Source organism: Christensenella hongkongensis, from assembly GCF_000981035.1.
In the GTDB taxonomy this organism is placed as follows: domain Bacteria; phylum Bacillota; class Clostridia; order Christensenellales; family Christensenellaceae; genus Christensenella; species Christensenella hongkongensis.
The window spans coordinates 87,381-111,529 of sequence record NZ_LAYJ01000131.1 but is presented as its reverse complement, the minus strand read 5'-3'; the positions used below and the strand labels follow the sequence as shown (position 1 = coordinate 111,529).

25 protein-coding genes and 8 tRNA genes are annotated in these 24,149 nt (G+C 47.4%); 3 read left to right on the top strand and 30 right to left on the bottom strand.

All coding sequences use genetic code 11. The annotated features are described in order from the left end of the window. The first annotated feature begins 71 nt into the window (after positions 1–71). Together mobV and CHK_RS14090 are read left to right on the top strand one after the other, a co-directional pair. Entirely contained in the window at positions 72–1,028 is a 957-nt protein-coding gene (gene mobV, locus CHK_RS14095) for a MobV family relaxase (protein WP_046444701.1), read from the top strand. 47 nt (positions 1,029–1,075) lie between these two features. Next, complete coding sequence (locus CHK_RS14090) at positions 1,076–1,255, top strand: hypothetical protein (RefSeq protein WP_046444700.1); 180 nt, start codon at positions 1,076–1,078, stop codon at positions 1,253–1,255. Between the two features lie 206 nt (positions 1,256–1,461). On the opposite strand, the gene CHK_RS14085 is transcribed toward CHK_RS14090, so the two are convergent. The 10 genes from CHK_RS14085 to CHK_RS14040 all read right to left on the bottom strand — a co-directional run bounded on the left by CHK_RS14085 (position 1,462) and on the right by CHK_RS14040 (position 11,430). Next, a tRNA-Leu gene (locus CHK_RS14085) sits at positions 1,462–1,548 on the bottom strand. 38 nt (positions 1,549–1,586) lie between these two features. Then, positions 1,587–1,671 (bottom strand) — tRNA-Tyr (locus CHK_RS14080). A 246-nt stretch (positions 1,672–1,917) separates the two neighbouring features. Continuing rightward, positions 1,918–3,687, bottom strand: a complete 1,770-nt coding sequence (locus tag CHK_RS14075; RefSeq protein ID WP_046444699.1) for a glycoside hydrolase family 9 protein — start codon at positions 3,685–3,687, stop codon at positions 1,918–1,920. Continuing rightward, positions 3,677–4,804 (bottom strand): ABC transporter ATP-binding protein, encoded by a 1,128-nt coding sequence (locus tag CHK_RS14070; protein ID WP_046444698.1) that lies wholly within the window; start codon positions 4,802–4,804, stop codon positions 3,677–3,679. The genes CHK_RS14075 and CHK_RS14070 overlap by 11 nt, the downstream gene beginning before the upstream one ends. 13 nt (positions 4,805–4,817) lie before the next feature. Further along, on the bottom strand, positions 4,818–5,693 hold the full coding sequence (locus tag CHK_RS14065; RefSeq protein ID WP_052740620.1) for a carbohydrate ABC transporter permease: 876 nt from the start codon (positions 5,691–5,693) through the stop codon (positions 4,818–4,820). Next, the gene (locus tag CHK_RS14060) at positions 5,683–6,582 is read right to left on the bottom strand and encodes a carbohydrate ABC transporter permease (protein WP_046444697.1); all 900 of its coding nucleotides are present in this window, start codon (positions 6,580–6,582) and stop codon (positions 5,683–5,685) included. Before CHK_RS14060 ends, CHK_RS14065 begins: the two co-directional genes overlap by 11 nt. Before the next feature lie 307 nt (positions 6,583–6,889). After that, entirely contained in the window at positions 6,890–7,696 is an 807-nt protein-coding gene (locus tag CHK_RS14055) for a response regulator transcription factor (RefSeq protein WP_046444696.1), read from the bottom strand. After that, positions 7,686–9,467, bottom strand: a complete 1,782-nt coding sequence (locus CHK_RS14050) for a sensor histidine kinase (RefSeq protein WP_082103586.1) — start codon at positions 9,465–9,467, stop codon at positions 7,686–7,688. Before CHK_RS14050 ends, CHK_RS14055 begins: the two co-directional genes overlap by 11 nt. 116 nt (positions 9,468–9,583) lie before the next feature. Further along, complete coding sequence (locus CHK_RS14045) at positions 9,584–10,915, bottom strand: ABC transporter substrate-binding protein (RefSeq protein WP_046444694.1); 1,332 nt, start codon at positions 10,913–10,915, stop codon at positions 9,584–9,586. 439 nt (positions 10,916–11,354) lie between these two features. Next, positions 11,355–11,430 (bottom strand) — tRNA-Thr (locus CHK_RS14040). 9 nt (positions 11,431–11,439) lie between these two features. Between CHK_RS14040 and CHK_RS16415 the strand changes: the two genes are divergently transcribed. Further along, positions 11,440–11,664 carry a hypothetical protein gene (locus tag CHK_RS16415; RefSeq protein ID WP_131924958.1) on the top strand — a complete coding sequence of 75 codons (225 nt, stop codon included), beginning with the start codon at positions 11,440–11,442 and terminating at the stop codon, positions 11,662–11,664. 38 nt (positions 11,665–11,702) lie between these two features. On the opposite strand, the gene CHK_RS14030 is transcribed toward CHK_RS16415, so the two are convergent. From CHK_RS14030 to CHK_RS13935, 20 genes are all read right to left on the bottom strand, one after another. After that, a tRNA-Phe gene (locus CHK_RS14030) sits at positions 11,703–11,778 on the bottom strand. 5 nt (positions 11,779–11,783) lie between these two features. Next, a tRNA-Asp gene (locus CHK_RS14025) sits at positions 11,784–11,860 on the bottom strand. A gap of 50 nt (positions 11,861–11,910) precedes the next feature. After that, a tRNA-Ile gene (locus CHK_RS14020) sits at positions 11,911–11,987 on the bottom strand. A gap of 37 nt (positions 11,988–12,024) precedes the next feature. After that, positions 12,025–12,099: transfer RNA gene (locus tag CHK_RS14015), tRNA-Glu, on the bottom strand. 26 nt (positions 12,100–12,125) lie between these two features. Next, positions 12,126–12,202, bottom strand: a tRNA-Pro gene (locus tag CHK_RS14010). Positions 12,203–12,354: 152 nt separating this feature from the next. Beyond that, complete coding sequence (locus CHK_RS14005; protein ID WP_046444692.1) at positions 12,355–14,451, bottom strand: bifunctional 4-hydroxy-3-methylbut-2-enyl diphosphate reductase/30S ribosomal protein S1; 2,097 nt, start codon at positions 14,449–14,451, stop codon at positions 12,355–12,357. Then, positions 14,439–15,035 (bottom strand): lysophospholipid acyltransferase family protein, encoded by a 597-nt coding sequence (locus tag CHK_RS14000; protein ID WP_046444691.1) that lies wholly within the window; start codon positions 15,033–15,035, stop codon positions 14,439–14,441. Before CHK_RS14000 ends, CHK_RS14005 begins: the two co-directional genes overlap by 13 nt. A gap of 1 nt (position 15,036) precedes the next feature. Further along, positions 15,037–15,696 (bottom strand): (d)CMP kinase, encoded by a 660-nt coding sequence (gene cmk / locus CHK_RS13995; protein WP_046444690.1) that lies wholly within the window; start codon positions 15,694–15,696, stop codon positions 15,037–15,039. Between the two features lie 21 nt (positions 15,697–15,717). Continuing rightward, on the bottom strand, positions 15,718–16,599 hold the full coding sequence (locus tag CHK_RS13990) for a polyprenyl synthetase family protein (protein WP_160295689.1): 882 nt from the start codon (positions 16,597–16,599) through the stop codon (positions 15,718–15,720). A 2-nt stretch (positions 16,600–16,601) separates the two neighbouring features. Beyond that, positions 16,602–16,796 (bottom strand): exodeoxyribonuclease VII small subunit, encoded by a 195-nt coding sequence (gene xseB / locus CHK_RS13985; protein WP_046444688.1) that lies wholly within the window; start codon positions 16,794–16,796, stop codon positions 16,602–16,604. Between the two features lie 5 nt (positions 16,797–16,801). After that, entirely contained in the window at positions 16,802–18,001 is a 1,200-nt protein-coding gene (gene xseA, locus CHK_RS13980) for an exodeoxyribonuclease VII large subunit (RefSeq protein WP_046444721.1), read from the bottom strand. Then, the gene (folD, locus tag CHK_RS13975; RefSeq protein WP_046444687.1) at positions 17,994–18,842 is read right to left on the bottom strand and encodes a bifunctional methylenetetrahydrofolate dehydrogenase/methenyltetrahydrofolate cyclohydrolase FolD; all 849 of its coding nucleotides are present in this window, start codon (positions 18,840–18,842) and stop codon (positions 17,994–17,996) included. Before folD ends, xseA begins: the two co-directional genes overlap by 8 nt. Beyond that, a complete protein-coding gene (locus CHK_RS13970; RefSeq protein WP_046444686.1) occupies positions 18,839–19,765 on the bottom strand; it encodes a Kae1-like domain-containing protein in 927 nt (308 codons plus the stop codon). The genes folD and CHK_RS13970 overlap by 4 nt, the downstream gene beginning before the upstream one ends. Beyond that, the gene (gene nusB, locus CHK_RS13965; RefSeq protein ID WP_046444685.1) at positions 19,762–20,178 is read right to left on the bottom strand and encodes a transcription antitermination factor NusB; all 417 of its coding nucleotides are present in this window, start codon (positions 20,176–20,178) and stop codon (positions 19,762–19,764) included. The genes CHK_RS13970 and nusB overlap by 4 nt, the downstream gene beginning before the upstream one ends. A 24-nt stretch (positions 20,179–20,202) precedes the next feature. Continuing rightward, the gene (locus tag CHK_RS13960; protein ID WP_046444684.1) at positions 20,203–20,421 is read right to left on the bottom strand and encodes a DUF2273 domain-containing protein; all 219 of its coding nucleotides are present in this window, start codon (positions 20,419–20,421) and stop codon (positions 20,203–20,205) included. A gap of 21 nt (positions 20,422–20,442) precedes the next feature. Continuing rightward, positions 20,443–20,997 carry an alkaline shock response membrane anchor protein AmaP gene (amaP, locus tag CHK_RS13955; RefSeq protein ID WP_046444683.1) on the bottom strand — a complete coding sequence of 185 codons (555 nt, stop codon included), beginning with the start codon at positions 20,995–20,997 and terminating at the stop codon, positions 20,443–20,445. Between the two features lie 121 nt (positions 20,998–21,118). Beyond that, complete coding sequence (locus CHK_RS13950; RefSeq protein ID WP_046444682.1) at positions 21,119–21,556, bottom strand: Asp23/Gls24 family envelope stress response protein; 438 nt, start codon at positions 21,554–21,556, stop codon at positions 21,119–21,121. Positions 21,557–21,638: 82 nt separating this feature from the next. Next, positions 21,639–22,196, bottom strand: a complete 558-nt coding sequence (gene efp, locus CHK_RS13945) for an elongation factor P (RefSeq protein WP_046444681.1) — start codon at positions 22,194–22,196, stop codon at positions 21,639–21,641. Positions 22,197–22,250: 54 nt separating this feature from the next. After that, on the bottom strand, positions 22,251–23,300 hold the full coding sequence (locus tag CHK_RS13940) for a M24 family metallopeptidase (RefSeq protein WP_046444680.1): 1,050 nt from the start codon (positions 23,298–23,300) through the stop codon (positions 22,251–22,253). Then, a complete protein-coding gene (locus CHK_RS13935; protein ID WP_046444720.1) occupies positions 23,297–24,148 on the bottom strand; it encodes a TIM barrel protein in 852 nt (283 codons plus the stop codon). Before CHK_RS13935 ends, CHK_RS13940 begins: the two co-directional genes overlap by 4 nt. Position 24,149: the final 1 nt, after the last annotated feature.

Below are 24,149 nucleotides of genomic sequence, written 5' to 3'. Positions count from 1 at the left end.
AAACAAGCAGGGCAGTATAAATCCCTTTAAGACCCCGGAAACGGGGTTCTATCTTTCTACAAGGAGGTACAATGGCGCAAAAGGCACAACACGCAATCCTACGCTTCGCCAAACACAAGGCGGGGCCAGCCGGGGCGCTGGAAGCCCACCACGAGCGCACCAAAGAGCAGTATGCCAGCAATCCCGACATTGACACCAGCAGGAGCAGGGACAACTTTCACATTATCCAGCCCGCCCAAAAGTACCGGCGGGAGATCGACAGCCGGATCAAGGCGGCGGGGTGCCGCACACGGAAGGACAGCACCATATTCGTGGACACGCTGATAACCGCCAGCCCAGAGTTTTTCACGGGTAGGAGCAAGAAAGAGGTGCAAGCCTACTTCACCGAGGCTGTGACCTTCATGGAGAAGAAGATAGGCCGGGGCAACATCTTCTCCGCTATGGTACATATGGACGAGAAAACGCCCCACCTCCACCTGTGCTTCACCCCCATCACCGAGGACGGGCGGCTGTCAGCAAAGGAGATTTTGGGCAACCGGGCGCAGCTTTCCCAATGGCAGGACGAGTTTCACGCCCATATGCAAAAGGCGTTCCCCGTCCTCAAGCGGGGCGAGAGCGCCCTTGTCACCAGAAGAAAACATATCCCCACATGGCTGTTCAAGCAGTCGGTTGACTTAACGAAACAGGCGGCGGCAGTTCAAAAGGTGTTGGCGGAGATTACGCCGCTGAACGCCGGTAAAAAACGGGATGAAGCGGCGGCACTGCTGAAACGCTTTTTCCCCCGGCTGGAAAGCCATTTGGGGCAGATGAAAAAGTATCAAGCCACAATCGACTTTCTGACGCAGGAGAATGAAGGATTGAAAGAAAAGGTCAAGGATGGCAGCAGCATCAAGAAACAGTTGGAGGCCGCGAGGCTAAAACAGGAAAACGAGCAGCTTCGGCGGTTTGTGGAGAGCATTCCGCCGGAGCTGCTTCACAATTTGCGGGAACAAGGGAGGGACGGCCATTCAAAAGACCAGCAGCGGTGACACGGCTTTGCACCTTGAAAATTGAATATGCTAACGGGAGGTAGCACTTGGGCAGAAGGAAAAAACTAATCAACAACACCGACATTCCACAGCACAAGATTGAAGCAATTGCCCGCTGTCTTTTGCCGGACATTCTCGCTTTCTACGAGAGCGAGGAGGGCCAGCGGGAGTTTGCCGAATGGAAAAAGCAACGGGAGGCGGAGAAGCAGGAGGCCAAACAAGAGTAAGGACGAAAAGGGCGGGCGCACCGTGAAAACGGTAGCGCCCGCCCTTTTTGCGTTTACGGGGTCTGCTTCTTCTTGCGTGGGCCTCTCGGCTTGGAGGTGGGCTTGCGCTCCAATCCGTTGCGGAAATGGGTCGCTTCGTAGCGGTCAAAGAAAACAATAAATCCGAACCCGTCCCCAATTGGGAATAGGTTCGGATTATATTGGTTTGGTGCGGATAACAGGAGTTGAACCTGCATGAAGTCGCCTTCACACGGACCTGAACCGTGCGCGTCTGCCAATTCCGCCATATCCGCAATTTTTAAAAAAGCGCTTTTATATGCGCTTTTTTAGTTGGTGGAGAGAGATGGATTCGAACCATCGAAGGCGTCGCCGGCAGATTTACAGTCTGCTCCCTTTAGCCACTCGGGAATCTCTCCATATTGAAACCTATAATAGGTTCTGAACCAGCAACCTGCTGGTCAAAATCCAAATGCTTCCCTTACCCGGTCAGCGATATTTATTATAGCATAGCGGTTTGTAGAGGTCAATAAAAAAATTACAAACTGCAAAAAAAGTATGGACGGCGTAAATATACGCTTTCAAAAAACGATCTGTTGTTTCATCCGGGAAATTCACTGGAGCATCACCTCCTTTCGCCGGTCAGGTTGCTGAAGCGCATGACGCTACCGCTTATTTTTATTTCCATCGATCTGGGAGACCAGATAAAGCATCCAGCCAACCATAGGCATATCATACTCGTTATCCAGCCCGTAGGACTCTTCAACGAAGCTTTCCTCTGTGATTCCGGTGAATACCGCACCCGGTATTTGAGGAACCGGAGGAAAAAATTCACCAAAAATACCCCTGTGCGGCTGGTTATATCCAACTCCCTCCACATTGCTTGCGTCAAACCGGTTTGCACCGAGTATCCAGTCGAGCTGCCGCTGGGCAGTCTGTGTATATTCGGGCTCTCCAAAATGCTTTGCCGCTTTTGTGAGGAATACGCCAGCCGCAATCAAATCAAGATTATAGCAAAAACTGTATTCCTTGTAAAGCACTTCAAAATCTTCGTTCCCTTTGCTTGCGATACCGCCCTTTGTTTCATCACGGCTTGCGTCATGTTCTGTGCTGTAGCTGAAAATAACAGGCGTCTCAAACCTGTCGTGCCCGGCTGTATGCCATGTTGCGGGTACGCGTCCAAAAGGATTTTCCCGGTGTTTTTGGTTATGCTGTTCTGCAATCAATCTGGCGCAGCCCTGCCATATGGCTGCGTCCGGATCGTCTGGCCACGTTTCCGCAGCTTCGAGCAATACGATTGGTACTGAGGTGGAAAAAAAGTAATAATAGTTATTCGCCAAAAAGTCGGAATGTTCCCCTTCCCAAAAGCATGCCGCCGCAGGATTTTGGGATACGTCGCCCCCAACCTGAAGTTTTGACAGTTGCCGTAGGGCCAAAACCGCTTCGTCATGGTATTCCATACAGGGCTCAGCATCAAATAGCTTGATTGCCGCACCCGCCAGCTCCGCGCAGCGTAAGGCCGAACCCTGATAATATCCCCGGTACTGCCTTGCCATACCATCATGCCCCAAAGGCGGATAAGCCGGCAAATCGTAATTTTGCATCTCGCTGCCGGGACCAAGCATATACCGCCAGACAGCCTTCGCTCCCACCAGGCACTCTTCTGATTTACCCGCATCGCTCTCTTTGAAGTATCGTGAAGCGAGCGCCAAAAATTTGATCGTCTGCCAGTGTGAGGGCTCATTATTCGGGCTTTCATAGTATTGCCTGTTTTTCCAGCTGAACCGGTAATCACCGTAGCCCTTTCCCGCCAGCTTTGTATTGTATCCTTCCGGAATCCATGTGCAGTCGATAAGCCATCCTTCCTCCGTAATGAGGGAAAGAAGGTATTTTGCCCCATGCCAAAGATTTTCCCCGATTATTTTCTGGTCCCGGGCAGGCTCCGCTTCCAGTGCATATTCAGCGAGCGCCGAAAGTCCCAAGGTTGTGCCAAAAACCCATTTTCGCAAATCGCTGGACTGGTGGAAGCCCCCGGTAAGGCTTCGCATCTGCGACGAACGCAACAAAATATGGTCGCCTGTATGGCACGCGCCGTTCCAGCCCTGTTCGTCACCGCACCTCTGCCAGACAAAAAAATTCAAAAGGATACGCGCCAGAGGATCGTATGCGTTTTCCCATATGACGAAGCAACGGCTGTTGCCATCCTCTGTATGGATGCGGTAAATCCCCTCCTCACAAAGCCCGGAAAAATCTCCCACGCCGTAAGAACCATATTGCACGCGCCATTCAAACGAGCCCTCAAAGACCGGCGTAAGCTTTAAATCCTGTAAGCGGCATACCGTAAAAGAGTCCGCATTGCCGTCATAAACAAATTTTTTGGACGCTTCCGGCAGGAAGCCCGTATGATTGATCAAAAACCGATTTTTATGATTCATTTTTTTCTGAGACCTCCATCAATGTTTTTTTGCTTTCCGGATCGAAAACATGAAGCTTGGCCGTATCGAGGTATAGATTGACAGAAGCGCCAACACCTGCGGCATATCCGGAAGAAAGCCTGGCGTTAAGCTGCTCCTGTCCGCTTTTTCCGCCGGGCGGCAGCACGATCAGGAACATATCCGCGCCGGTCTGCTCTTCTACCTCTATCTTCATTTCGATAGGCGTTTCCCCTTTTGTTTTGATATCCTCCGGGCGTATACCAAAGACGACCTCCTTCCCAAACGCCTCCTTTTTTATTTGGACGGCCCGTTCCCGGTCAATTTCTATTTCCTTTCCCCACATACAGGCAAAGGCTTTTCCGTTTTTCCTGCTGAGTCTTCCCTTCCATACGCTCATCTGCGGGCTGCCGATAAACTGCGCCACAAAAAGATTTGCCGGATGCTCGTACAGGTTCATCGGTGTATCGATCTGCTGGATGTACCCATCCTTCATCACGACGATTCTGGTTCCCATGGTCATGGCCTCTGTCTGGTCGTGCGTAACATAAACGAAGGTCGTTTTCAGGCGCCTGTGAAGTTTGAGTATCTCTGAACGCATTGTGACGCGCAGTTTCGCGTCGAGGTTCGAAAGAGGCTCGTCCATCAGGAATACGGATGGGTTGCGTACGATTGCACGCCCAAGTGCTACACGTTGGCGTTGTCCGCCGGAAAGTGCCTTTGGTTTTCGATTCAGGTATTCGGTAATGTCGAGTATTTCAGCAGCTTCTTTCACCCGTTTGTCGATTTCTTCTTTGGGTGTTTTGCGTAGCTTTAAACCGAACGCCATATTATCGTAAACTGTCATATGCGGATACAGGGCGTAATTCTGGAAAACCATAGCCATGTCGCGGTCTTTTGGTTCCACTCCGTTTACGATACGCTCCCCGATAGAAAGCTCTCCCTCCGTAATATCCTCAAGGCCAGCGATCATACGTAGCGTCGTCGATTTCCCGCACCCGGAAGGCCCTACCAGCACAACGAATTCTTCGTCTTCAATTTTCATGGACACGTCTTTCACAGCATAAACGTCACCCTGTTTATATTTTTTCCCTATGTTTTTGAACGTAATTGCAGCCATATTTTTTCCTCCCTCAGCCTTTGACCGCTCCACCGGTCAGGCCCTGCACGAAATATTTTTGAACAAAGCAGAAGAAGACAACGAGCGGGATCAGTATGATGCAGATTGCAGCGCACATCGGTCCCCAATTCGTGCCAAACTGTGCTGAAAACGAAACCATGCCGATCGGTATTGTTTTCATGGACGAGGAGGCCAGCGCTACTGTCGCCCATAAAAGTTCCCCCCACCATGCGACAAAGATCAGAATCGCGTTGGTAGCGATTGCCGGAAGCATAAGCGGTATCGCAACTTTTGTGAAAGTCTGTACCTCCGTGCAGCCGTCGATACGCGCAGCCTCGAGCAGTTCGTTTGGTATGGTATCGAAAAAATTCCGAAAAATATAGATCGTCATGGGGAGCCCCCATGCGATATATGGGATGATAAGCGACATCCGCGATCCGATCAGCCCGATTTTTGATGTAATCAGATACAGTGGCATAATGACCGATTCGGAAGGCAGCATCGTACATGCCAGAATCGCAAGCATAATAATCTCCGCGTGTTTGATGCGGAATCTGGACAAGGCATATCCTGCCAGTGCGCCGACAATGAGCGATACGATAAGCACGATAGACACGATGATCACGCTGTTGAGCATATATTGACCGATTTTCGCATCATTCCATGCCGTAGCGTAATTTTCCCACGCAACATGCTGGGGCAGTCCCCAAACGTTCGTATAAAATTCCGACGTTGATTTGAAAGAAGTCATTACAACGAAAATAATTGGAAATACGATTACCGCACAATAGAGAATCAATAATGTGCGGCTGAATCCCCGCGCCTTGCCATCGCCCTTCATGTGCATCCTGACAGTTTTCTGGTTGATATTCATACGTTTAGTATTCATATTTTTCTCCTTTGAACACCCGGTTCATCAATACCACGATCAGGATGACGATCACCGTGATAATCACCCCCTGTGCAGCTGCATAGCCAAAATCTCCAAAGTTAAACGCTGTTTTTACCATGTTGATGGGTACGACGTAAGAGGTTGTGCCCGGCCCCCCTCCCGTCATGACGGAAACAATATCGTAGGATTTGAAATTCACCGTCAGCGTATAGACGGCCGTCATCAGGACAGTAGGCCGGATCAATGGCAGGATCAGGCTGAAAAACTGGCGCGGATAGCTCGCTCCTTCCAGTTTGCTTGATTCAAAGATAGAGGCTGGCAGCATTTGCATCGCCGCAAAACTGAGCATCATCGTCAGACCGCTCATTTTCCATATATTGACGAGTGCGATGCACCACATTACGGTCGATTTATTCTCCAGCCACGCCGTTGTCAGGTTATCCAAACCGATTGACCGGAGTAAATTGTTAAGCAGGCCCATGTCTGAATTATAAAAAAACGTAAACAATAAGCCGACCACTGCCGCAGGCAGCATTACCGGCATAAACGCCATCAAGCGATAAAAAGCTCCCTCCTTCCTGTATACCTTAAATACAAGCGCCGCCAAAAACAGTCCCATAAGAACCGATCCTGCAGTGGATACCAGCCCCAGAAACACAGAATTTTGCAAGCTGAGACGGGATGTGCCGTTTGTGAAGGCTTTTGCATAATTATCCGCGCCAACCCATTGTGGAGCACTGAATCCATCCCACTGTTGGAACGACATAACTCCATTCCATACAAACGGGACATACAGCGCATAAACAAGAAATGCAAATGCAGGAACCAAAAACAGCAGACACAGCAGGCGACGCTTTGTCTTACTTTTTCGAATTGCAGTTTCCATATTTTTCCCTCCCCATAAAAATAAAACTTTGCGGAATCATTCGACGTTCATTGAATTGTATTTGGTGATGACTTTATTATAGGCAAAATCGTTGATCTCAAGAAGGGTGCACACTACGAAACTATCCAAAATTCTACGAAGTGGACTTCCGCTTTCAAAAGGTGATATCTGCCTGCGTTAGCAAATTACCAGCCGCACGCAACAAAAGAAAGGAATCATCCTGCTTAAATGGATAATCCCTTTCTTTTGTTACGATTTCAGAGTGTGGACGTTTCTGCGAAAATTCGCGCTAAAATTGCAATAGCAATCACTGCTCCATTTTTTTACGGTATGCGGAGGGCGAGCATCCGACGATCCGCTTGAAAACAGTTGAGAAATATTTATAATCGTAGAAGCCAACTTTATCTGCAATTTCATAAGTCATCATCGAGGTTGTACGCAGCATTCGCCGCGCATGTTCGATTCGAACCCGCGCAAGGTAATCTACAAAACTGGTCCCAGTTGATCGTTTAAAGCAGGAGCTAAAGTAATTATTCGATTTCCCAAGGTGCCTGGCTACGTCTTCCACGGTAATACGATCTGCATAACGTTCGTTGATATATGCAAACGCGCGTACAAGCAAAGGGCTAAAGCTGTTTTCGCTGAGGTTCAGTGTGGGATCTCTGCCGAAAATGACCTGGTGCATTTCCAGGCCGAACGAGCCCTCCTCGCCAAGCGCCATCGCCGCATTTTTCACAGAAATAATCTGGGCGACCAGTTTTTGTATCAGCTCTTTTAAGGCCTGAATATTGACCGGCTTCAATAAGTAATCAACGGCGCCAAGCTTGATTGCATCGTGTGCATAATCAAAGTCTGCAAACCCGCTCATAATGACAATTCTTAGTGGCTCATAGTTAAGCCTCCTGCCAAGCTCCAGTCCATCAAGGCCCGGCATACGGATATCTGTCAGTACCAGCTCTATTTTATACTCCATACACAGGCGATATGCCTCCTGTCCATCGCGCGCAGCAAATACACGGTCGATCCCCAGTTCTTGCCAGTCAATGCCTGTCTGGAGGCCGAGGCGGATATTTGTTTCATCATCTGCTATGAGTAACTTAATTTCATTCTTCATCTGTTTTGTACAGTATGGGAAGCAGTAACCGGACAACTGAACCTTTGTTTTTGCTGCCCTGTATACTGAGCCCATATTCCTTCCCGTATTCGAGCTGAATCCTGTCATGGATATTTTTAAGCGCAAACGATCTGCCTGCATCCCATTCCCCGTTGATATATTTGTTAATCGCTTCCGCATCGATACCAATCCCGTCGTCGGTAACGCGACAGCGCATTTTTCCTTCCCACCTGTCGATCAGTATCCTGATATGCCCTTTCCCCAGTTTGGGCTCAATTCCGTGCACGATCGCATTTTCGACAAGCGGCTGGATGACCAATTTGATGATCCTGCATGGAAGTAAATCTTCCTCCACCCTGATTTCAAAAAAGATGCTGTCTTCAAACCGCGCGCGCTGTAGTAGGATATAGGACTCAAGGCTTTTGATCTCTTCTTCGAGCGTTGTATATTTGTTGCCGCTGTTCAGGCTGTGCCGGAAAAGGTTGCAGAGCGCCTCGATATTGTCTGCGATTTTCTGCTGGTTTTCCATGACGGCCATCCAACGGATGTTATCCAATGTGTTGTACAAAAAATGCGGATTAATTTGGCTTTGCAGGTATTCCAGTTCCATCTCCCGTTCCGAAAGTTTGCTTTTGTATTCCTGCTCGATCAGATTCCTGATATATTCGTTCATTTCACGCAGCGAGCGGTTGAGCTGCCCGATTTCGTCGTTACTCCTCGACTGCGTCGTAATCCTGAAATTCCCTTCCCTGTAATTCTGCGCATCCTTTGAAAGCAGCGATACCGGCCGGATGATGCTGCGGTTCTGTACCAGCAGGAACGCGATTCCAAAGGATACCACGACAAGGATATTAAAAAATGTCAGCAGCGTTACTTCCTTCTGCCCGCTCAGGAAGACGCTTTTGGGCTCTTCCATCACAAGGCTCCAATCCGGGCTATCCTGCACCGTATGGAGCACAACATTCCCATCCTGTTCGAAATATCCACTGTTTCCGAACAGCTCCGCAAACCGTCCGCCGCCTGACAGGTTGCTTCCAAGCATGGATTTATCGGTGGATGACACGACTTCCCCGTCCCGGTTCACGATATACATACGCCCATTTCCAATCATAATACCGGAATAGAGGGCCTCGATGTACGCTTCATCAAAGGTAATTCGTTCGATCCCCAGCATTGTTTTATAATTTCCAAGATCATTGATTCCGCGCAGCAGCGATACGACGTATTCACCGTCAAGGTAACGGTAATAGTAGTCGCCCGGATAAACCTGCTTATAGGCCGCCGTCCAAAACGGCCTTCCCTCCGCTTCCTTTACCGCTTCGACGTACTGCATATCCTCCGCTTCAATACGCAGACCATACTGGTAGATAATTCCTTCGTCGTCATACAGGCTGATGGCTTCGACATAATTCCTTGATTCAAGGAGCGGCTGAACGGAAAAACCTACCGTCAGCGTTTGCCTGCCAACCGCGTCGATCGTGGGATCACGGTAGTCTTTGAGGAGGGACTGCGTTTTTGCATCCGATAAAATATTCAGGGAGACATACTTCGCGTCATTCGTAAAATTTTCCAGGTTACCGCTCACCTGCTCCAAAAGCGCAAAGCGCGCGTCGCAGGTCTGTCTGTAGTTGTTAACGCTGATATAGTGACTGACCAGAATGGAAACGACAATAATAGGCGCAAGCAAAAGCAGCAAAAGCGTTACGCTGAATTTTTGTGATAAGTTTAGATTTGAAAACAGACGCATGGTTTCCTCGACGTAGCCAGTCATAGAATATGTTTAAATATAATATATCATAACATATTTTGACGAATTCCGGATTAAAACAATTTAGAAGCGGCATCCCCCACGAACGCCGCTTCTAATTCATTTTTGTTCGTTTTCGTTTATCCGACAATCTGCTGGCGGATATCTTCCATCGCCTGCATGACGGAATCAACGCCACCCCCTAATATAAGTTCTGGCAGTGCCTGATTGACGCAATAATCCGACATGACGGGATCAAGGTTTTTAATTTCCTTTGCAACGACTGCAAATGTGAAATCCGAGAGCTTTTTGACGATGGGATCGTCAGAGGTCGTTCCCTTTACCGCCACAACAAAACCGTTATCGGCATTAATCTGCTGGACAGGAACGCTCGTATAGGTTTTCAGGACTTCCACTGCGGCATCAGGATCCTTGACATTGGCTGGAATAAACAAACCGTCAGCACCGCCGGTTATAGCCGTTTCACTTGCCATAGACGGCCATGGAACGATGACGGCTTCAAACGGGAGGGAATCTATCACCGCGCCGATGCCTGCTGCAACTTCCGCACAAAGAGCCGTTTTACCCTGAGAGAACGCAGCGCGTCCTTCGTCTGTCGTAAGCGTTACAGCGCCCTCGCCCGGATACATATATTCCTTGTCGTAGAGTTCCTTTGTATTGGTGAACGCATTTTTAAAAATATCGTCCGTACATGCCACTTTTCCTTCCGCTACTTCATCTACCTTATTGGCGTCTTTCGTATAGCCAAGAACACCATTACCCCATACCCAGTTCCCTTTTTGATTATCAGTCGGCGCCGACATCGGGAAAATATCTTTTTCCTTGAAGGTTTCGCAGGCTTTGAGGAAATCATCCCAGCTCCAGTAGGTGCCGTCCGGAACCGGTACGCCCGCCTGTTCAAATAATTCCTTATTGGCAATCAGGCAGGAGAAGTTTGGCGTAGTAGGTATGTCGTAGACTTTCCCGTCGATTTCTCCCAGCGTCAACAGGTTTTCGTCAAAGGTATCGCGCCACGCACCGCCATCGGCGTCAAGGTATGGTGTAAGATCGAGCGCCATATCCGATTTTGTGAATGTGCTTATATACTGCGGCCAATAATTATAAACGTCGCAGGGATCCCCCGAAGCGATGCCTGTACGGATGACCTGTTCGAGGTTCCCCCAGTCTACCTGGAGTGATTCGATATTATACTGATCCGAAAGCAGCTCTTCGAGTTTTTCGCACGTTGCTTCGCCTGATGTATATTCTACAATTTTACCATAGAATTTAATGTCCTTTTTTGCAGAAGCTGTTGTAGCGGTTGCGTCCTGCGTTTCTTTTGCTTCGGAAGGCGCGCTCGCTTCCGTCGTCGATTCGCCAGTGGAAGAAGCCGCCGGGGAGGATGCGCACGCAGCCATAAGCAGGCAGAGTACGATCACAATAGATACTACCATCAATGCTTTCTTTTTCATAATTTCCTCCTTATTTTCAGGCCCTTACGGGACAATTAGAAATTTTGACAAAGAGTTATCCTTTTTTCTCGGCAAATAGTGTCAGTATTTTAAATGTTACTGGTTCAATAAAATAAATATAGTAAGATTATGTTTGAAATTCTTCTTGCGTTAATCCTATGATAAAAAAAACATCCTGCTAATAGAATGGTATTATCTACGAAACTATCGAAATTTCTACGCAATGTCACCTTTTCAGTAAAAAGTAGTTTTTGTTCAGACGCTTTACGTTCTCAACTGGCGGAGCTGTTAAGAATGAAAGAAAAATGAACCTTTATGACAATCAGAATTTTTGATGCTAAAGATAATTACAAACAATAAAAAAGTTTAACAAAGGATTTTTGAAGATCACGAACATTCAGAAAAATAAAAAAACCGCATAAAAACGCGGTTTAAAGTTTGGAGCTGGTGATGGGACTTGAACCCGCAACCTGCTGATTACAAATCAGCTGCTCTGCCAATTGAGCTACACCAGCAGGATAATTATGTCAGCGTTTAATATTTTACCAGAATCGCAGCAAAAATCAAGTATTTTTTGTAAAATAGTTTTTACAATTTTAGTTGCTGCCAAAGGATCAACCGGTTTTGGCCAAACAAATCGGATTCCCTGTTGCAAATATTGCGATACGTGGATTATGACATTGGTCAGTCCGCAAAATCTACTGGTAATATCAGGTATAAAAAAAGCCTTTTTAAAAGGCTTTTTTTGACTTATTACGCCGGTCTTATAAAGACGCGGCATATTTCATGGTGCCTCCGGGCGGAATCGAACCACCGACACGGGGATTTTCAGTCCCCTGCTCTACCGACTGAGCTACAGAGGCAAATGTGGCGACCTGGAAGAGACTCGAACTCTCGACCTCTAGCGTGACAGGCTAGCGTTCTAACCAACTGAACTACCAGGCCACATTACTGTAAATATTATCATGTAAAGGTACATAATTCCTTTACTCAATTGGTGGGCCCTCAGGGACTCGAACCCCGGACCAATCGGTTATGAGCCGACCGCTCTGACCAACTGAGCTAAGGGCCCGCAAGCAAATAAGAGTAAAACTTGCTCAAAAAACAAATGGTGACCCCACCGGGAATCGAACCCGGGTTACCGCCGTGAAAGGGCGATGTCTTGACCGCTTGACCATGGGGCCTCGTACAAAAGCTAAGATGTATTTTTTGGTCGGGGTGGAGGGACTCGAACCCCCGGCCCCATGCTCCCAAAGCACGTGCGCTACCAAACTGCGCTACACCCCGAAGCATACTCTTTTTATTTGCGACGCTTTATAATATACTTTAATTTGGTTGAAAAGTCAATAGTTTTGACTCTTTTTTTTATGCTTTTTTTAGAGACACAAAATTGCGTAAAAAAAGCCGCGTGGTGCGGCTTTTTTATGCAATTCTAATAACTATTCTTCGTCCTGATCATCCATTTTTGGGAAGAAATCTGCAAGTGAAGAAGTAGCCTCTTCTACCGGCGGAATTTCATAATGGAATTTCTCTTCACGCTGTCTGGAATCGTCTTCACGCTTTGCAGGCTTTTCCGGTTCATCCATTAGTGCGCGAATGCTCAGGCTGATGCGTTTTTTTGCAGGGTTCACTTCCATAATCTTGGCAGTTACCTTATCGCCAATCCTAAGCTCTTCCTCAACCTTCTCAAGGCGCCTGTTGGTCACCTGGGAAATGTGGATCAATCCGTCAATGGTAGGTTCAAGGGAAACAAACGCGCCAAACGGCATAATGCGTACAACCGTGCCTTCCACTGTGTCTCCAACAAGATACTTCTCAGGAACAAGATCCCATGGCTTGGGTGAAAGCTGCTTCAATCCGAGGGAAATCCTCTTCTTTTCAGGATCAACATTCATAATGAGGACTTCAATTTCATCCCCCACGTTTAACACATCCGAAGGATGTTTGATTTTAACCCAGGAAATATCTGTAATATGGAGAAGCCCATCTACGCCACCGATATCGATGAACGCGCCAAAATCGGTCAGGCGCTTTACTTTTCCAGTTACTTTATCACCTTTTTTGAAGGTTTCATATAGCTTCTTTTCCTGTTCTTCCGCCTGAACCTTCAGGATATTCTTATGAGACAGTACAAAACGCCTCTGGCGCTTATCTGCCTCGATGATGTTGACTTCAAGCTCTTTGCCTACAAACTCGTTGAGGTCCTCAACGTACTTCAAAGAAAGCTGGGATGCAGGAATAAATGCGTCATATCCTTCCAGTTTAGCAAGTACGCCGCCCTTTACGACTTTATCCACCTTGACAGTATAAACTGCGGTTTCATCAAGAGATTCCACCAGTTCTTTCCATTTCAGCTTGGATTCGATAGACCTTCTGGAGAGCACAACATTGCCTTCCCCGTCGTTCAACGTAACGACTTCTGCTTCGATCTCATCTCCAACCTTGAACAAATCCTGTGGATTTGCATCACCGGATGCGGTAAGGTTCTCTTTTTTGATGATACCGTCAGATTTATAGCCTATATTGACACATATTTCACTGTCGGAAATCTGAACAACCGTTCCGGTTACTATCTGTCCTCTCTTAATATATACAAACGATTTTTCGATTTCAGCCATGAAATCCTCGTTTGCCTGTGATTGTTCTTGTTCTGTTGTGGATACTTCCGTCTCCTCTGCAACTTCTGCGTCCACTACTTTTTCGACATCGCTCATAAGTGTCTTTACCTCCCTAATTAACCGATCCGGTGTCGAAGCACCGGCGACAATACTTATTATATCATGATTCGTCACATTTTCAAGTGGAAGTTCTGCAATATTGTCTATGTAATACGTTTTTTGACAATTATTTTTACACAATTTGTACAATTTTTCCGTATTTGACGAGTGCTTCCCTCCCACCACTAGGACGATATCAGACTTTTTCGCAAGTTCTACCGCTTCCTTCTGTCGTTTTTGCGTCGTATCGCAAATAGAATTGAAAAGTTCGAGGTTTACAATCCTTTCACGCAGTACAGTCACAATTTCATCCCACAAATCGTGTGTAATTGTTGTTTGCGCGACCACGAGCGCTTCGTCAAGGGAAGGAATCGTTGCCGCGTCTTCTGCGGTATTTACCACATAAACCGGCCCCTGCGCCCAGCCTTTGATTCCCGTTACCTCAGGATGATCCTCTGCGCCGATAATAACGACAGGCATATCCCCCGCCTCAATGACACGGTTATGGATACGTGCGACAAACGGACAGGTGAGGTCTAAAAGCTCAAAGCCCCTGTTTTCTATTTTTTGGTATACAGCTTTGGGAACACCATGCGAACGAATGATGATAACCGTGCTTTCTTCCTGTGGGACGCTGTCAATATCCTCTGTGATCCTGACGCCCTTGTTTTCCAGCTCTACGATTACGTCCTTGTTATGGATTAATTCCCCGTAGGTATAGATGTGCCTGTATTTACCGATGGTTTCGTTCACCGAATCCACCGCGCGCGCAACGCCAAAGCAAAATCCGGCGTTTTGGGCTACCACTATTTTTGACACGCCTTTTCCCTCATTTCAATCATAATCCCGCGCAGGTACTCCGTCGCCTTTTCTACCGCCGCGCTGTTTGTTTTCTCTCCAACAATCTCCTTCAGGTCTATCGGCGGATGCGTATACAGCTTCACCTGATGAAAGAGCTTGTAACTTGCCTGGATATAGACCGGTACCACCGGTACGCCCGCCCGCATTGCCATAAGCGCCGCCCCTGGCTCGAACGGCAGGATCTCACCCGTTTCACTTCGCGTCCCCTCTGGAAAAATTCCAAGTATCTTTCCGTTTTTAAGCGTCGTAAGGGCTGTTTTAACCGCTTTTAAATCACTTTTCCCGCGGGCCACCGGGATGGCGTGAAGCCGCCGTAAAAACCAGTTGGCTATTTTGTTTTGAAAAAGCTCCTCTTTGGCCATATAGCATACTGGTTGCGTCTTGATACTATGCCCCAAAATGATCGGATCCCAATTAGACTGATGATTGCAGATGACTACTGCTCCGCTTTTGATCTTCAGGTTTTTCTTATCGATTACCTTTATACAAAAAATCGGCATCAGGACGATATAAGCAAATACCCGCGCAAGAAAATAAACCATGTTATTTCTCCCCCGAAACCCGCTCGGCTACCAGCTTAATTACCTGCTCCCTGCTCATCTCTGTGGTATCTACCAGAAGCGCGTCCGGCGCCTGGCACAGCGGTGCAAATTTCCGTGTGGAATCCGTTTTATCCCGTGCGATAATTTCTCGTTCGATCTCGTCAAGATCGGCGTTTGGATCGGTATCTTTCATTTCCAGATACCTGCGCTTTGCGCGTTCCCTTGGTGAAGCCGTAATAAAAAATTTGAAATCTGCATCCGGCAGCACATAAGTCCCTATATCGCGGCCATCCATTACAACGTCGTATTCGTCCGCTACCTCGCGCTGCAGCTCTACGAGCTTAAGACGAAGCTCAGGAATAACAGCGATATCGCTTGCCCCCCTGGAAATACGCGGCGTACGGATAAACGGCGTTACATCCTTTCCGCCGATCAGGACCTTTTGCATACCGTTTTCATAAATAACCTTCATATCCATTTCAGGCAAAGCCTGCACGACCTCCTGTGAACGTTCCGGCTCAATCCCCTTCTCAAGCATCGCGTAAGCAGCCGCGCGGTACATCGCCCCAGTATCGAGATAATTGATATGCAGTTTTTCTGCAACCGCCCTGGCAACGGTGCTCTTTCCCGCACCCGCAGGTCCGTCAATCGCTATTTTCATGCTCGAATCCTTCTCCCTCAACTACTTTTCCCGTTTCAGAATAAAACGCGCAAGCTCTGCAAGCTCTTCGCCACGCGTACCGAATACCTTCAAGGCGGTTACAGCCTCGTCGGTTTTCTCTTCGGCAATCTTCATAGACTTCTCTACGCCGTACAAAGTAGGAAATGTAAACTTTTTGGATTTATTGTCCTTGCCCAGTGTTTTACCCATTTTTTCCTGATCGCCAACAATATCGAGCACATCGTCCACAATCTGGAACGTAAGGCCGATATTATTTCCATAAACAGTCAGCGCGTCAATATATTCCTGCCGGGGATTACACAGCAAAAGACCGGACAACAGCGCAGATTTGATCATTGCGCCCGTTTTATGTTCATGCACATATTTCAATTCTACTTCCGTTAAAATCTGTCCTTCGTTTTCAAGATCGCCGCATTGGCCTGTGATCATACCATAAACGCCCGCTCCCGTGGCCACTTCAAGCATCGCCTTGATATGCGAGTCCATATTGGAAGCATAGCGGAGCGCGTTTTTAAGCATCACCTCATAAGCAAAATTGAGCAGCGCGTCTCCGCATAAAACGGCAAACGCCTCGCCAAACATCACATGGCTGGTTGGCTTACCGCGTCTCAGGTCATCGTCGTCCATTGCAGGAAGATCATCGTGAACCAGGGAATAGGTGTGAATCATCTCAATCGCACACGCAATATCCAGAGTCTCTTTCATATTCCCTGACAAAAGAGCGTTTGCCATAATGTTCAAAGTAGGACGCAACCGTTTTCCGCCTGCATTGACGCTGTAGTTCATCGCATCTTTGATTACAGCATTCGTATTGCTGATATCAAGCAATTCCCCCAGCCGCCGGTTGATAATGTCGGTATATTGATTCAAAATATCAGGCATGATCATTCCTCGCTTTCATCATGAACAATTTCTAATTCGTTTTCATATTTTTCCAGAATCTTAGACGCTTTATCGGCTGCCGTCATTCCTTTTTTGTACAATGAAACGGCTTCCGCAAGCTTGATATTCTCATCCGAAATTTTTTGGGATATTTGTTTCAAATCTTCAAGATAGGCTTCCAAGTCCTTTTCAGGCATATTATTTACTCCTCTTTACCGGTAATTCCCGCAATCAGCGTCCCGTCTTTTAACATAATTTTAACTACGTCGCCCGCAGATACGTCCTTAACGCTTTTTACTTCGTTGTCCTGATAAGTCGTGACAGAATACCCACGGTCAAACGCGCTCATCGGGCTCAGGTTTTCAATCGCCGACCTATAGGTATTATACTGCATTTTACGCGTGTGATAAAGGTGTTGCACATCGTTTTTGATCCGGGTTATGCTGTGCGTAATAAACGCACGTGCATTCTCGGCCCGCATGGAGAGCAAATCCTTTTGCAGCGCCTGCCTGCCCTGCAAAAGCTGCGTCTTCTTTGCAAATAATATCTGCGTCAGCTTCTGCTCTATGGTTTCACGGTAAACGGACAGTTTTGCCATAATATCTTCGCGCGCAGGGATCGCAAGCTCCGCCGCTGCAGACGGAGTTGGCGCCCGAAGGTCGGCAGCCATGTCGCACAGTGAAAAATCCGTTTCATGTCCTACTGCGCTGATAACAGGTATCCTTGAGCGGTATACGCTTAGCACCACTTCTTCCTCGTTGAATGCAAAGAGGTCTTCCGCGCTGCCGCCTCCCCTGCCTACGATCAGCACGTCCGCATCCGTATGCTCATTCAGGTAAGTAATACCACGCACGATTTCTCCCGGCGCATCCGCCCCCTGCACCTTGACCGGATACAACACAAGTTTTACATAAGGATTCCTGCGCAGGGCAATATTCCTGATGTCCTGTATCACAGCGCCCGAGGGCGATGTAACGATTCCAATCTTTTTTGGATATCTGGGAATTTCGCGTTTGCGCTCTTCGTCGAATACGCCAAGCTTCGCAAGCTTTTCCCTGATGCGTTGAAAGCGCGCATAAAGCTCGCCAAGGCCAACAAGCTGGACTTCCTTCACGATGATCCTGTAATTCCCGTTTTTCCAGTAAAGGGAAATATCCCCGCGCACGAGTATCGTCTGTCCCTCGATGATTGAATCTGTATATTCAACCGCTTCGTCGCAGTCAAAAAGCATACAGCTGACAGAAGCGGTGTCATCCTTCAAAACAAAATACAGGGTATTGTGCTTCAAATTTACATCAGTAACCTCGCCGCGCACCCAGATTTCCTCCAGAAAAGGATCGCTTGAAAGTTTATCCGCAACGTAATAATTCAGTTCATGGACAGAAAGAACAAGTTCATCCATAAAGCTCCCCGGCATCCACAGTGTTCTCCATCAGCATTGTGATCGTCATTGGGCCAACGCCTCCCGGAACAGGCGTGATATAGCCTGCAACCTCGCTTACTTCAGCAAACTTCACGTCGCCTTTGAGCTTTCCGTCCACACGCGATGTTCCCACATCGATTACTACAGCCCCCGGCTTTACAAATTCCTTTGTCACGAACTCCGGCCTGCCAATCGCCGCAACCAGTACGTCGGCCTGCGCGCATACTTCCGGCAGATTTTTTGTTTTGGAATGGCAGATCGTTACGGTTGCGTTTTCGTTGAGCAGCAGAACCGCGACAGGCTTTCCTACGATATTGCTCCTGCCGATCACAACTGCATTTTTACCGGTGAGATCGATGCCTGACTTTTTGATGAGTTTGATAATACCTTTTGGCGTGCATGCCACAAGCCCGGGGAGTCCGGTGAACAGGCTGCCCGCATTCTGCACATGGAAGCCGTCCACATCCTTATGCGGGTTAATATTTTTTAATATCTCCGTTTCATCGATGTGGGACGGGAGGGGCAGTTGAACCAGCAAGCCATGGATTTTAGGATTGTTATTATACTGGTCAACCATTGCGAGCAGCTCCTCCTGCGTAGTTTCTTCCGGCAGGCGGTTGACCTCCGAATAGATACCTACTTCAGCACAGGCTTTTTCCTTATTATTGACATAAATTGTAGAGCCGCCGTCGTCCCCCACCTGTATTACCGCAAGGCCGGGCGTGATGCCTTTGGCTTCCTTCAGCTCTTTTACCCGCTGCTTCAGCTGTTCCCTGATTTCAGCGGAAAGCTCTTTTCCACTCAGAATTTGTGCGCTCATTTTGTTCCCCCTTTTTTCTGTGCTGCCAAAACTGCAAGTCCAGCCGCATTATCGGCAGAATATTCCACGTTAGCAAATTGTACTTCTTCTATTTTAGACGAAATGTGCTCTCTAATCAACAGGTTACTCATCACTCCGCCAAATAACAGGCAATTTTTTACGCCGGTTTTTTCTCGAGCGGCCCGAAGCGTTTTCTCAAGGGTTTTGGCAATCGATAAAAGCGCCGAGCGGCATATATCCGGGGCCGCTTCCCTTTCGACCGCTTTCATTACCTGTGCCTCAACGCCGGAAAAATTCATATCGCAACCATCTGCGCTGCATTTAAACTGTAAATCATTGCTGCTTTTCCGCGCACATTCCTCCACATGCCTTCCACCCGGAAACGGAAACCCCAATTTTTGCGCGAGCCGGTCTATAACCTGTCCGGCCGCGATATCTTTTGTCGCTCCAATTATTTCGATGGCAAAGCCATCCTTTTTGCGGACGACGTCAAGAAGTTCTGTTGTCCCGCCTGAAACGTGGGCTGCCAGAAAACGCTCCGGCGCCTTCTTTCCGATCAGCGCCGCGGCAAGATGCCCTTCCTGGTGCGTGGCATAAAGGACGTCGGCTCCCGCTGTGCTTCCGGCAATCGTTCCGGCAAGCGTGCTGGCCAGAAACACCGGCATATAGGATCCTTCCTGTGGACGCGGTTTCTCACTGACGCAGATTCCAGCGATATTTCCATAGGATGAAAAATGATTCTCCTTAAAAATTTCAGTCAAATTCCTGACATGAAGAAATAAAGCCTGAGACTGCTGCAAGCCTTTTTTCCCCTGCGCAACCTCAAGCGGTATTTTGATATTACATATGATTTTTTGCGTTTCATCCGCAAGTGCCACGGATGTTGTATAACAGCTCGTATCAATTCCAAGAAATATGTTCATTTTGGCGCTCCATTTTTCAGGTAACCACCCAGAAGCCCATTGACATATTTATAGGATTTCTCTGCGGAGTACTTTTTGGCAAGTTCCACCGCTTCGTTGATTGTGACCTTTTTGGGGATCTCCTCCATGTATAGCAACTCAAAAATAGCAAGCCGCAGGATTGCAAGGTCCACCTTGGCGATTCTGTCAATTTTCCATGCGTGTGAATTCTGTGATATTATCTCGTCTATTTCCTCCTGCTTTTGCGGGAAGCCATCAATCACCTGATCAATGTAATGTAAGTTCTCTTCATCCAACTGCTCGAAATCAAGCACATCCGGGGCGTCATGCAGTGAATCCTTGCTTAACGCCCCGGTAATGCTGTATTCATAAAGTAGCTTCATTGCAGTTTCGCGTGCGCTTTTCCTGCTCATGCCAAAACAATTCCTCCATCAATCTCAATTCTTTTTCGTAAACAATCCGTAAAACCATTCCCTGATCATCAGGCGAATATCGGGCCTTCCGCCTAAGAATGCGCCTACACCAACGCATAAAGCGATCAGAAGCGTTGCCCAGAAGCCAATGGTTAAAAACAGGATTGCCACGGCAAGGCCGATTACCATACCCCAGAATAATCCGCCATGCTCACCGTACCATTCGAAAAACTTTTCTTTCATGATTTCTGCCCCTCCGATTCGTCAGGCAGGCCTTACCGTGCTTTCCCTGATCCCACTCACAACGATTTTGACCTGGCTTACCACGATACCCGTATGCTGCTGGATGTGCGCGGACAGCCCCTGCTGAAGGTCTTTCGTGACCTGGGGAATATCCGCCTCCGGCAATACGCTGACATCGAGGTTAATATCCAATGAATCCTGATTTGAAATCACATTTGTCTTAAGGCCTTTTATGTTTTTGTCCTGGTGCACAAAGCGTTCCACCAGCTCTTCAACAGCTTTCACCGTAATGACGATGCTTCCGCTTTCAAACGTAGCAACCTGTGCCGTTTTGGGAGCAGGTGCTTTTCCAAGGCCAAAAAACATTAACATAAAGCTTACGATAATGACCACAATACCAATTACAGCATACAGGATTTTAAACCAGATATCCCCATTGGCTGCCGTATACGCAAAATCCGTCAGGTTGCTTGCAGGCAGAAGGCCCGCAATAATCGCCAGCACAAAACCACATAATACGATTACCGCAATCAGATAAATCGTCAGGACTACGCGTGTTCCCACTTTCATTTTCATATGATAGATCCTCCCTAAAAAACAAATCCGTTTTCATGAAGCGTGACAGGCTATTGAAATACCCGGCCGTAGACATAAACAGACCGGGCATTTCTATATACTCACGCTATTTTATCCGAATTTACTTTACTCTGCTGGTTTCTTTCTCTGGTTTTTCTTCCTTTTGCTCTTTACGGGAAGTCTCTTTGAACTTAATTCCCTGAATGCTGATGTTTACTTCTACAACCTTAAGACCGGTCATTGTTTCAACAGCCTTCATGACGGCCATCTGAATGTTCTGGGCAATTTCCGGAACAGGCGTGCCATAATCAACAATGATTGCAATATCTACCGCGACCTCTTCCGATCCCACCTCAACTCTGATGCCTTTGGAAAGGTTTTTCCTTCCGAGTAGCTCTGTGACTCCGTCCACGAATCCGCCGCTCATGCCTGCAACGCCGGGAATATCAACTGCAGCAAGTCCTGCAATCGTTGCAATCACCTCATTTGCAAAGGTAATCGTGCCGTTGCTTTCTTTTTTAATTGCTGTATCCTGCGTGGTTAATTTTGTATCTGCCATTAGAATGTACCTCCGGTTTCTTTTTTATATATTGCATTTATACCCCATCTGAAATACAAATAACATTTTTATTAAAAAAGACCTATACCCTCTCCATATATTCGCCCGTGCGGGTATCAATACGGATTTTATCCCCTGTATCTATAAACAGCGGGACCATAATTTTTGCACCGGTTTCCATAATTGCAGGTTTATTGCCCGCGGTTGCCGTATCTCCCTTAAAGCCCGGCTCCGTCTCCGTAATCGTCAATTCTACAAAATTCGGAGGCTCTACCGAAAAGGCTTCGCCTTTGAAGAACTTGATCGTTACGTTCATATTCTCTGTGATATATGGGAGCGCATCCTCCACCTTATCAAAGTTAAGCGGCAGCTGCTCGTAAGTTTCCGTATCCATAAAATGATACAACTCACCATCCGTATAGAGGTATTGCATTTCCTTTCTTTCCACATGTGCCTTGGGAAATTTCTCTGTCGGGTTGAATGTGCGCTCAAGGACATTTCCTGTCACCACATTTTTTATTTTCGTACGGACAAACGCAGCGCCCTTTCCGGGTTTTACGTGCTGGAAGTCTACAACTACCCAAACCTGCCCGTCTATTTCGATTGTCATTCCTTTTCTAAATTCTCCGGCTGAAACCATGAATACCTTACCTCCTGTTTATTGTGAAACTCTTATACCGCCTCCCGGCGTATGTTACAATGTAATCAAATCCCTGCTGAAGGAATATACGCTTCCCTCGCCGCCGATGTGCATATCCTCAATGCGCACCCCGCCTACGCCGGGCACATAGATGCCAGGCTCTACAGTAAAAACCATATCCTTTTCAAGAAGCATACTGGAACGTGGATTCAGAACCGGAAGCTCGTGGATAAACCTTCCAACGCCGTGCCCTGTTCCGTGGTCATAAAACGCGCCAAAACCATTCTCTGAAATAATGTCGCGCGCTACCTTATCGACAAATACGGTATCCGCACCAATCACCGCCGCGTCTGCAGCGCTTTTTTGTGCATTCTTAACTATATCATATATTTTTTTTTGCTCTGCGTCAATATTTCCGATTGCAAAAGTCCTTGTCATATCTGAACAATAGCCCTGATATTTGCATCCGAAATCAATCGTCAACAGATCGCCGTTTTTCAGGCGGTATGAAGAAGGCGTTGCGTGCGGCTGGGCTGAGTTCTCCCCCGCTGCAACGATCGTGGGAAACGCAAGGTCCATGCCCTGACGCTGCATCCTGTATTCAAGCTCCGCTCTTACGTCAAGCTCGCTGATTCCGGGCTTTATGACGTTGAGCATTTCTTCGAGCGCAATCTCGTTTGCACGCGCGGCTTTTTTGATCTTTTCAAGCTCGCTTTGTGTTTTAATCATACGCATTGTAAGTAAATCGTCAAAAATATCGACGTAAGTATATGGTTCAAAGGTTGCCTCATATCCTTCAAAAACCTTGACCGTCACATTGTTTTTTTCGATACCCAATGTTTTGACGCCGCGCCCCCTTAAGTATTCATTCATCTTTGTAATGCGGTCTCCGCCTCCGGTCATGACGACCTGCGCATTTTTCACTTCGATGCGCGCCTGTTCCACATAGCGAAAATCCGTAAAAAACAACGCCTCGTCTTTTGTAATCAAAAGCTGCGAGCAATCGCCCGTAAAATCGGTTAGATAAGCCACGTTTTCAACAGAAGAAACCAGATACGCATCCGCCTTAGCCAATTCCCTTACTTTCTGTATCAGATTGTTCATTTTGCCTCCTCATATAGCTGCTTCATTTTTAACGCATCGTATGCCTGTGTGCCGCTCGACTCGCAAATGATCACAGGCTCCATTTCCGTTCGTTCCGCAAGCACCTCTGCAAGCGGCTCAAAAAAAGGCCCCCACTCTTTATCTTCAAAGGTCAGATGAAGCTTCTCTCCCTTATCCGTATATTGGATATGTGAGAAATGCACGTGCATTTTTCTTGTTTTTTCTTCTCCTGCACTCTTTTTCAAGGAGTCCAGAACTGCAATGTAGTCTTTCTTGCTTCTGAGTCCTCCCAACGTGCGCGCATTCAGGTGTCCAAAATCAATCGCCGGATATACACAATCCGAAATTTGCGTCAAAAGCCCAATTTCTTCAAGATCGCCAATTTGATTGATTTTACCCATTGTTTCCGCGCAATAAATAAAATCATGGAAGCCTTCCTTCCAAAGGGCGTCCACAATTAATTTTAAATTTTTTTGGACGTTGGAAAATGCAAGCTTGCGATCCATTTTGGCGCATGAACCGGGATGGAAAACAACGCGCTGCGCGCCCAGATACCCGGCGGCAATCGTTGATTCCCGAAAATAACTCAGGTTTTTTTCAAACTTTTCAGGCGCGTCGTTTGCAAGATTAATGTAGTATGGCGCGTGTACGCTCATTGCAACGCCGTATTTTTCCGCCTGCTCCCTGATTTTCGCACCGGTCTCTTCCTTCAATTTTACGCCCCTTCCGAAGGAATATTCAAAGGCGTTGAGCCCCAGGGAATGTACCCACTGCGGCGCTTCATAGGTATGTTTATGCCCTTCGCTATAAAATGCTTCCGAATTTCCTGCCGGGCCGAATCTGATCATA

What these genes read in the sequence shown, in the direction of transcription:
- CHK_RS14045 (WP_046444694.1), bottom strand. Translation starts at nt 10,915, where the DNA reads ATGAAAAAGAAAGCATTGATGGTAGTATCTATTGTGATCGTACTCTGC.
- CHK_RS14075 (WP_046444699.1), bottom strand. Translation starts at nt 3,687, where the DNA reads ATGAATCATAAAAATCGGTTTTTGATCAATCATACGGGCTTCCTGCCG.
- CHK_RS16415 (WP_131924958.1), top strand. Translation starts at nt 11,440, where the DNA reads ATGTCAGCGTTTAATATTTTACCAGAATCGCAGCAAAAATCAAGTATT.
- CHK_RS13940 (WP_046444680.1), bottom strand. Translation starts at nt 23,300, where the DNA reads ATGAACAATCTGATACAGAAAGTAAGGGAATTGGCTAAGGCGGATGCG.
- xseB (WP_046444688.1), bottom strand. Translation starts at nt 16,796, where the DNA reads ATGCCTGAAAAGGACTTGGAAGCCTATCTTGAAGATTTGAAACAAATA.
- efp (WP_046444681.1), bottom strand. Translation starts at nt 22,196, where the DNA reads ATGGTTTCAGCCGGAGAATTTAGAAAAGGAATGACAATCGAAATAGAC.
- CHK_RS14060 (WP_046444697.1), bottom strand. Translation starts at nt 6,582, where the DNA reads ATGGAAACTGCAATTCGAAAAAGTAAGACAAAGCGTCGCCTGCTGTGT.
- amaP (WP_046444683.1), bottom strand. Translation starts at nt 20,997, where the DNA reads ATGAAAATGAAAGTGGGAACACGCGTAGTCCTGACGATTTATCTGATT.
- CHK_RS13990 (WP_160295689.1), bottom strand. Translation starts at nt 16,599, where the DNA reads ATGCCTGATATTTTGAATCAATATACCGACATTATCAACCGGCGGCTG.
- CHK_RS13970 (WP_046444686.1), bottom strand. Translation starts at nt 19,765, where the DNA reads ATGAACATATTTCTTGGAATTGATACGAGCTGTTATACAACATCCGTG.
- xseA (WP_046444721.1), bottom strand. Translation starts at nt 18,001, where the DNA reads ATGGATGAACTTGTTCTTTCTGTCCATGAACTGAATTATTACGTTGCG.
- nusB (WP_046444685.1), bottom strand. Translation starts at nt 20,178, where the DNA reads ATGAGCAGGAAAAGCGCACGCGAAACTGCAATGAAGCTACTTTATGAA.
- CHK_RS14050 (WP_082103586.1), bottom strand. Translation starts at nt 9,467, where the DNA reads ATGACTGGCTACGTCGAGGAAACCATGCGTCTGTTTTCAAATCTAAAC.
- CHK_RS14055 (WP_046444696.1), bottom strand. Translation starts at nt 7,696, where the DNA reads ATGAAGAATGAAATTAAGTTACTCATAGCAGATGATGAAACAAATATC.
- CHK_RS13950 (WP_046444682.1), bottom strand. Translation starts at nt 21,556, where the DNA reads ATGGCAGATACAAAATTAACCACGCAGGATACAGCAATTAAAAAAGAA.
- CHK_RS14070 (WP_046444698.1), bottom strand. Translation starts at nt 4,804, where the DNA reads ATGGCTGCAATTACGTTCAAAAACATAGGGAAAAAATATAAACAGGGT.
- CHK_RS13935 (WP_046444720.1), bottom strand. Translation starts at nt 24,148, where the DNA reads ATGATCAGATTCGGCCCGGCAGGAAATTCGGAAGCATTTTATAGCGAA.
- mobV (WP_046444701.1), top strand. Translation starts at nt 72, where the DNA reads ATGGCGCAAAAGGCACAACACGCAATCCTACGCTTCGCCAAACACAAG.
- folD (WP_046444687.1), bottom strand. Translation starts at nt 18,842, where the DNA reads ATGAGCGCACAAATTCTGAGTGGAAAAGAGCTTTCCGCTGAAATCAGG.
- CHK_RS14065 (WP_052740620.1), bottom strand. Translation starts at nt 5,693, where the DNA reads ATGAATACTAAACGTATGAATATCAACCAGAAAACTGTCAGGATGCAC.
- CHK_RS13960 (WP_046444684.1), bottom strand. Translation starts at nt 20,421, where the DNA reads ATGAAAGAAAAGTTTTTCGAATGGTACGGTGAGCATGGCGGATTATTC.
- cmk (WP_046444690.1), bottom strand. Translation starts at nt 15,696, where the DNA reads ATGAAAATAGCGATTGACGGACCTGCGGGTGCGGGAAAGAGCACCGTT.
- CHK_RS14000 (WP_046444691.1), bottom strand. Translation starts at nt 15,035, where the DNA reads ATGGTTTATTTTCTTGCGCGGGTATTTGCTTATATCGTCCTGATGCCG.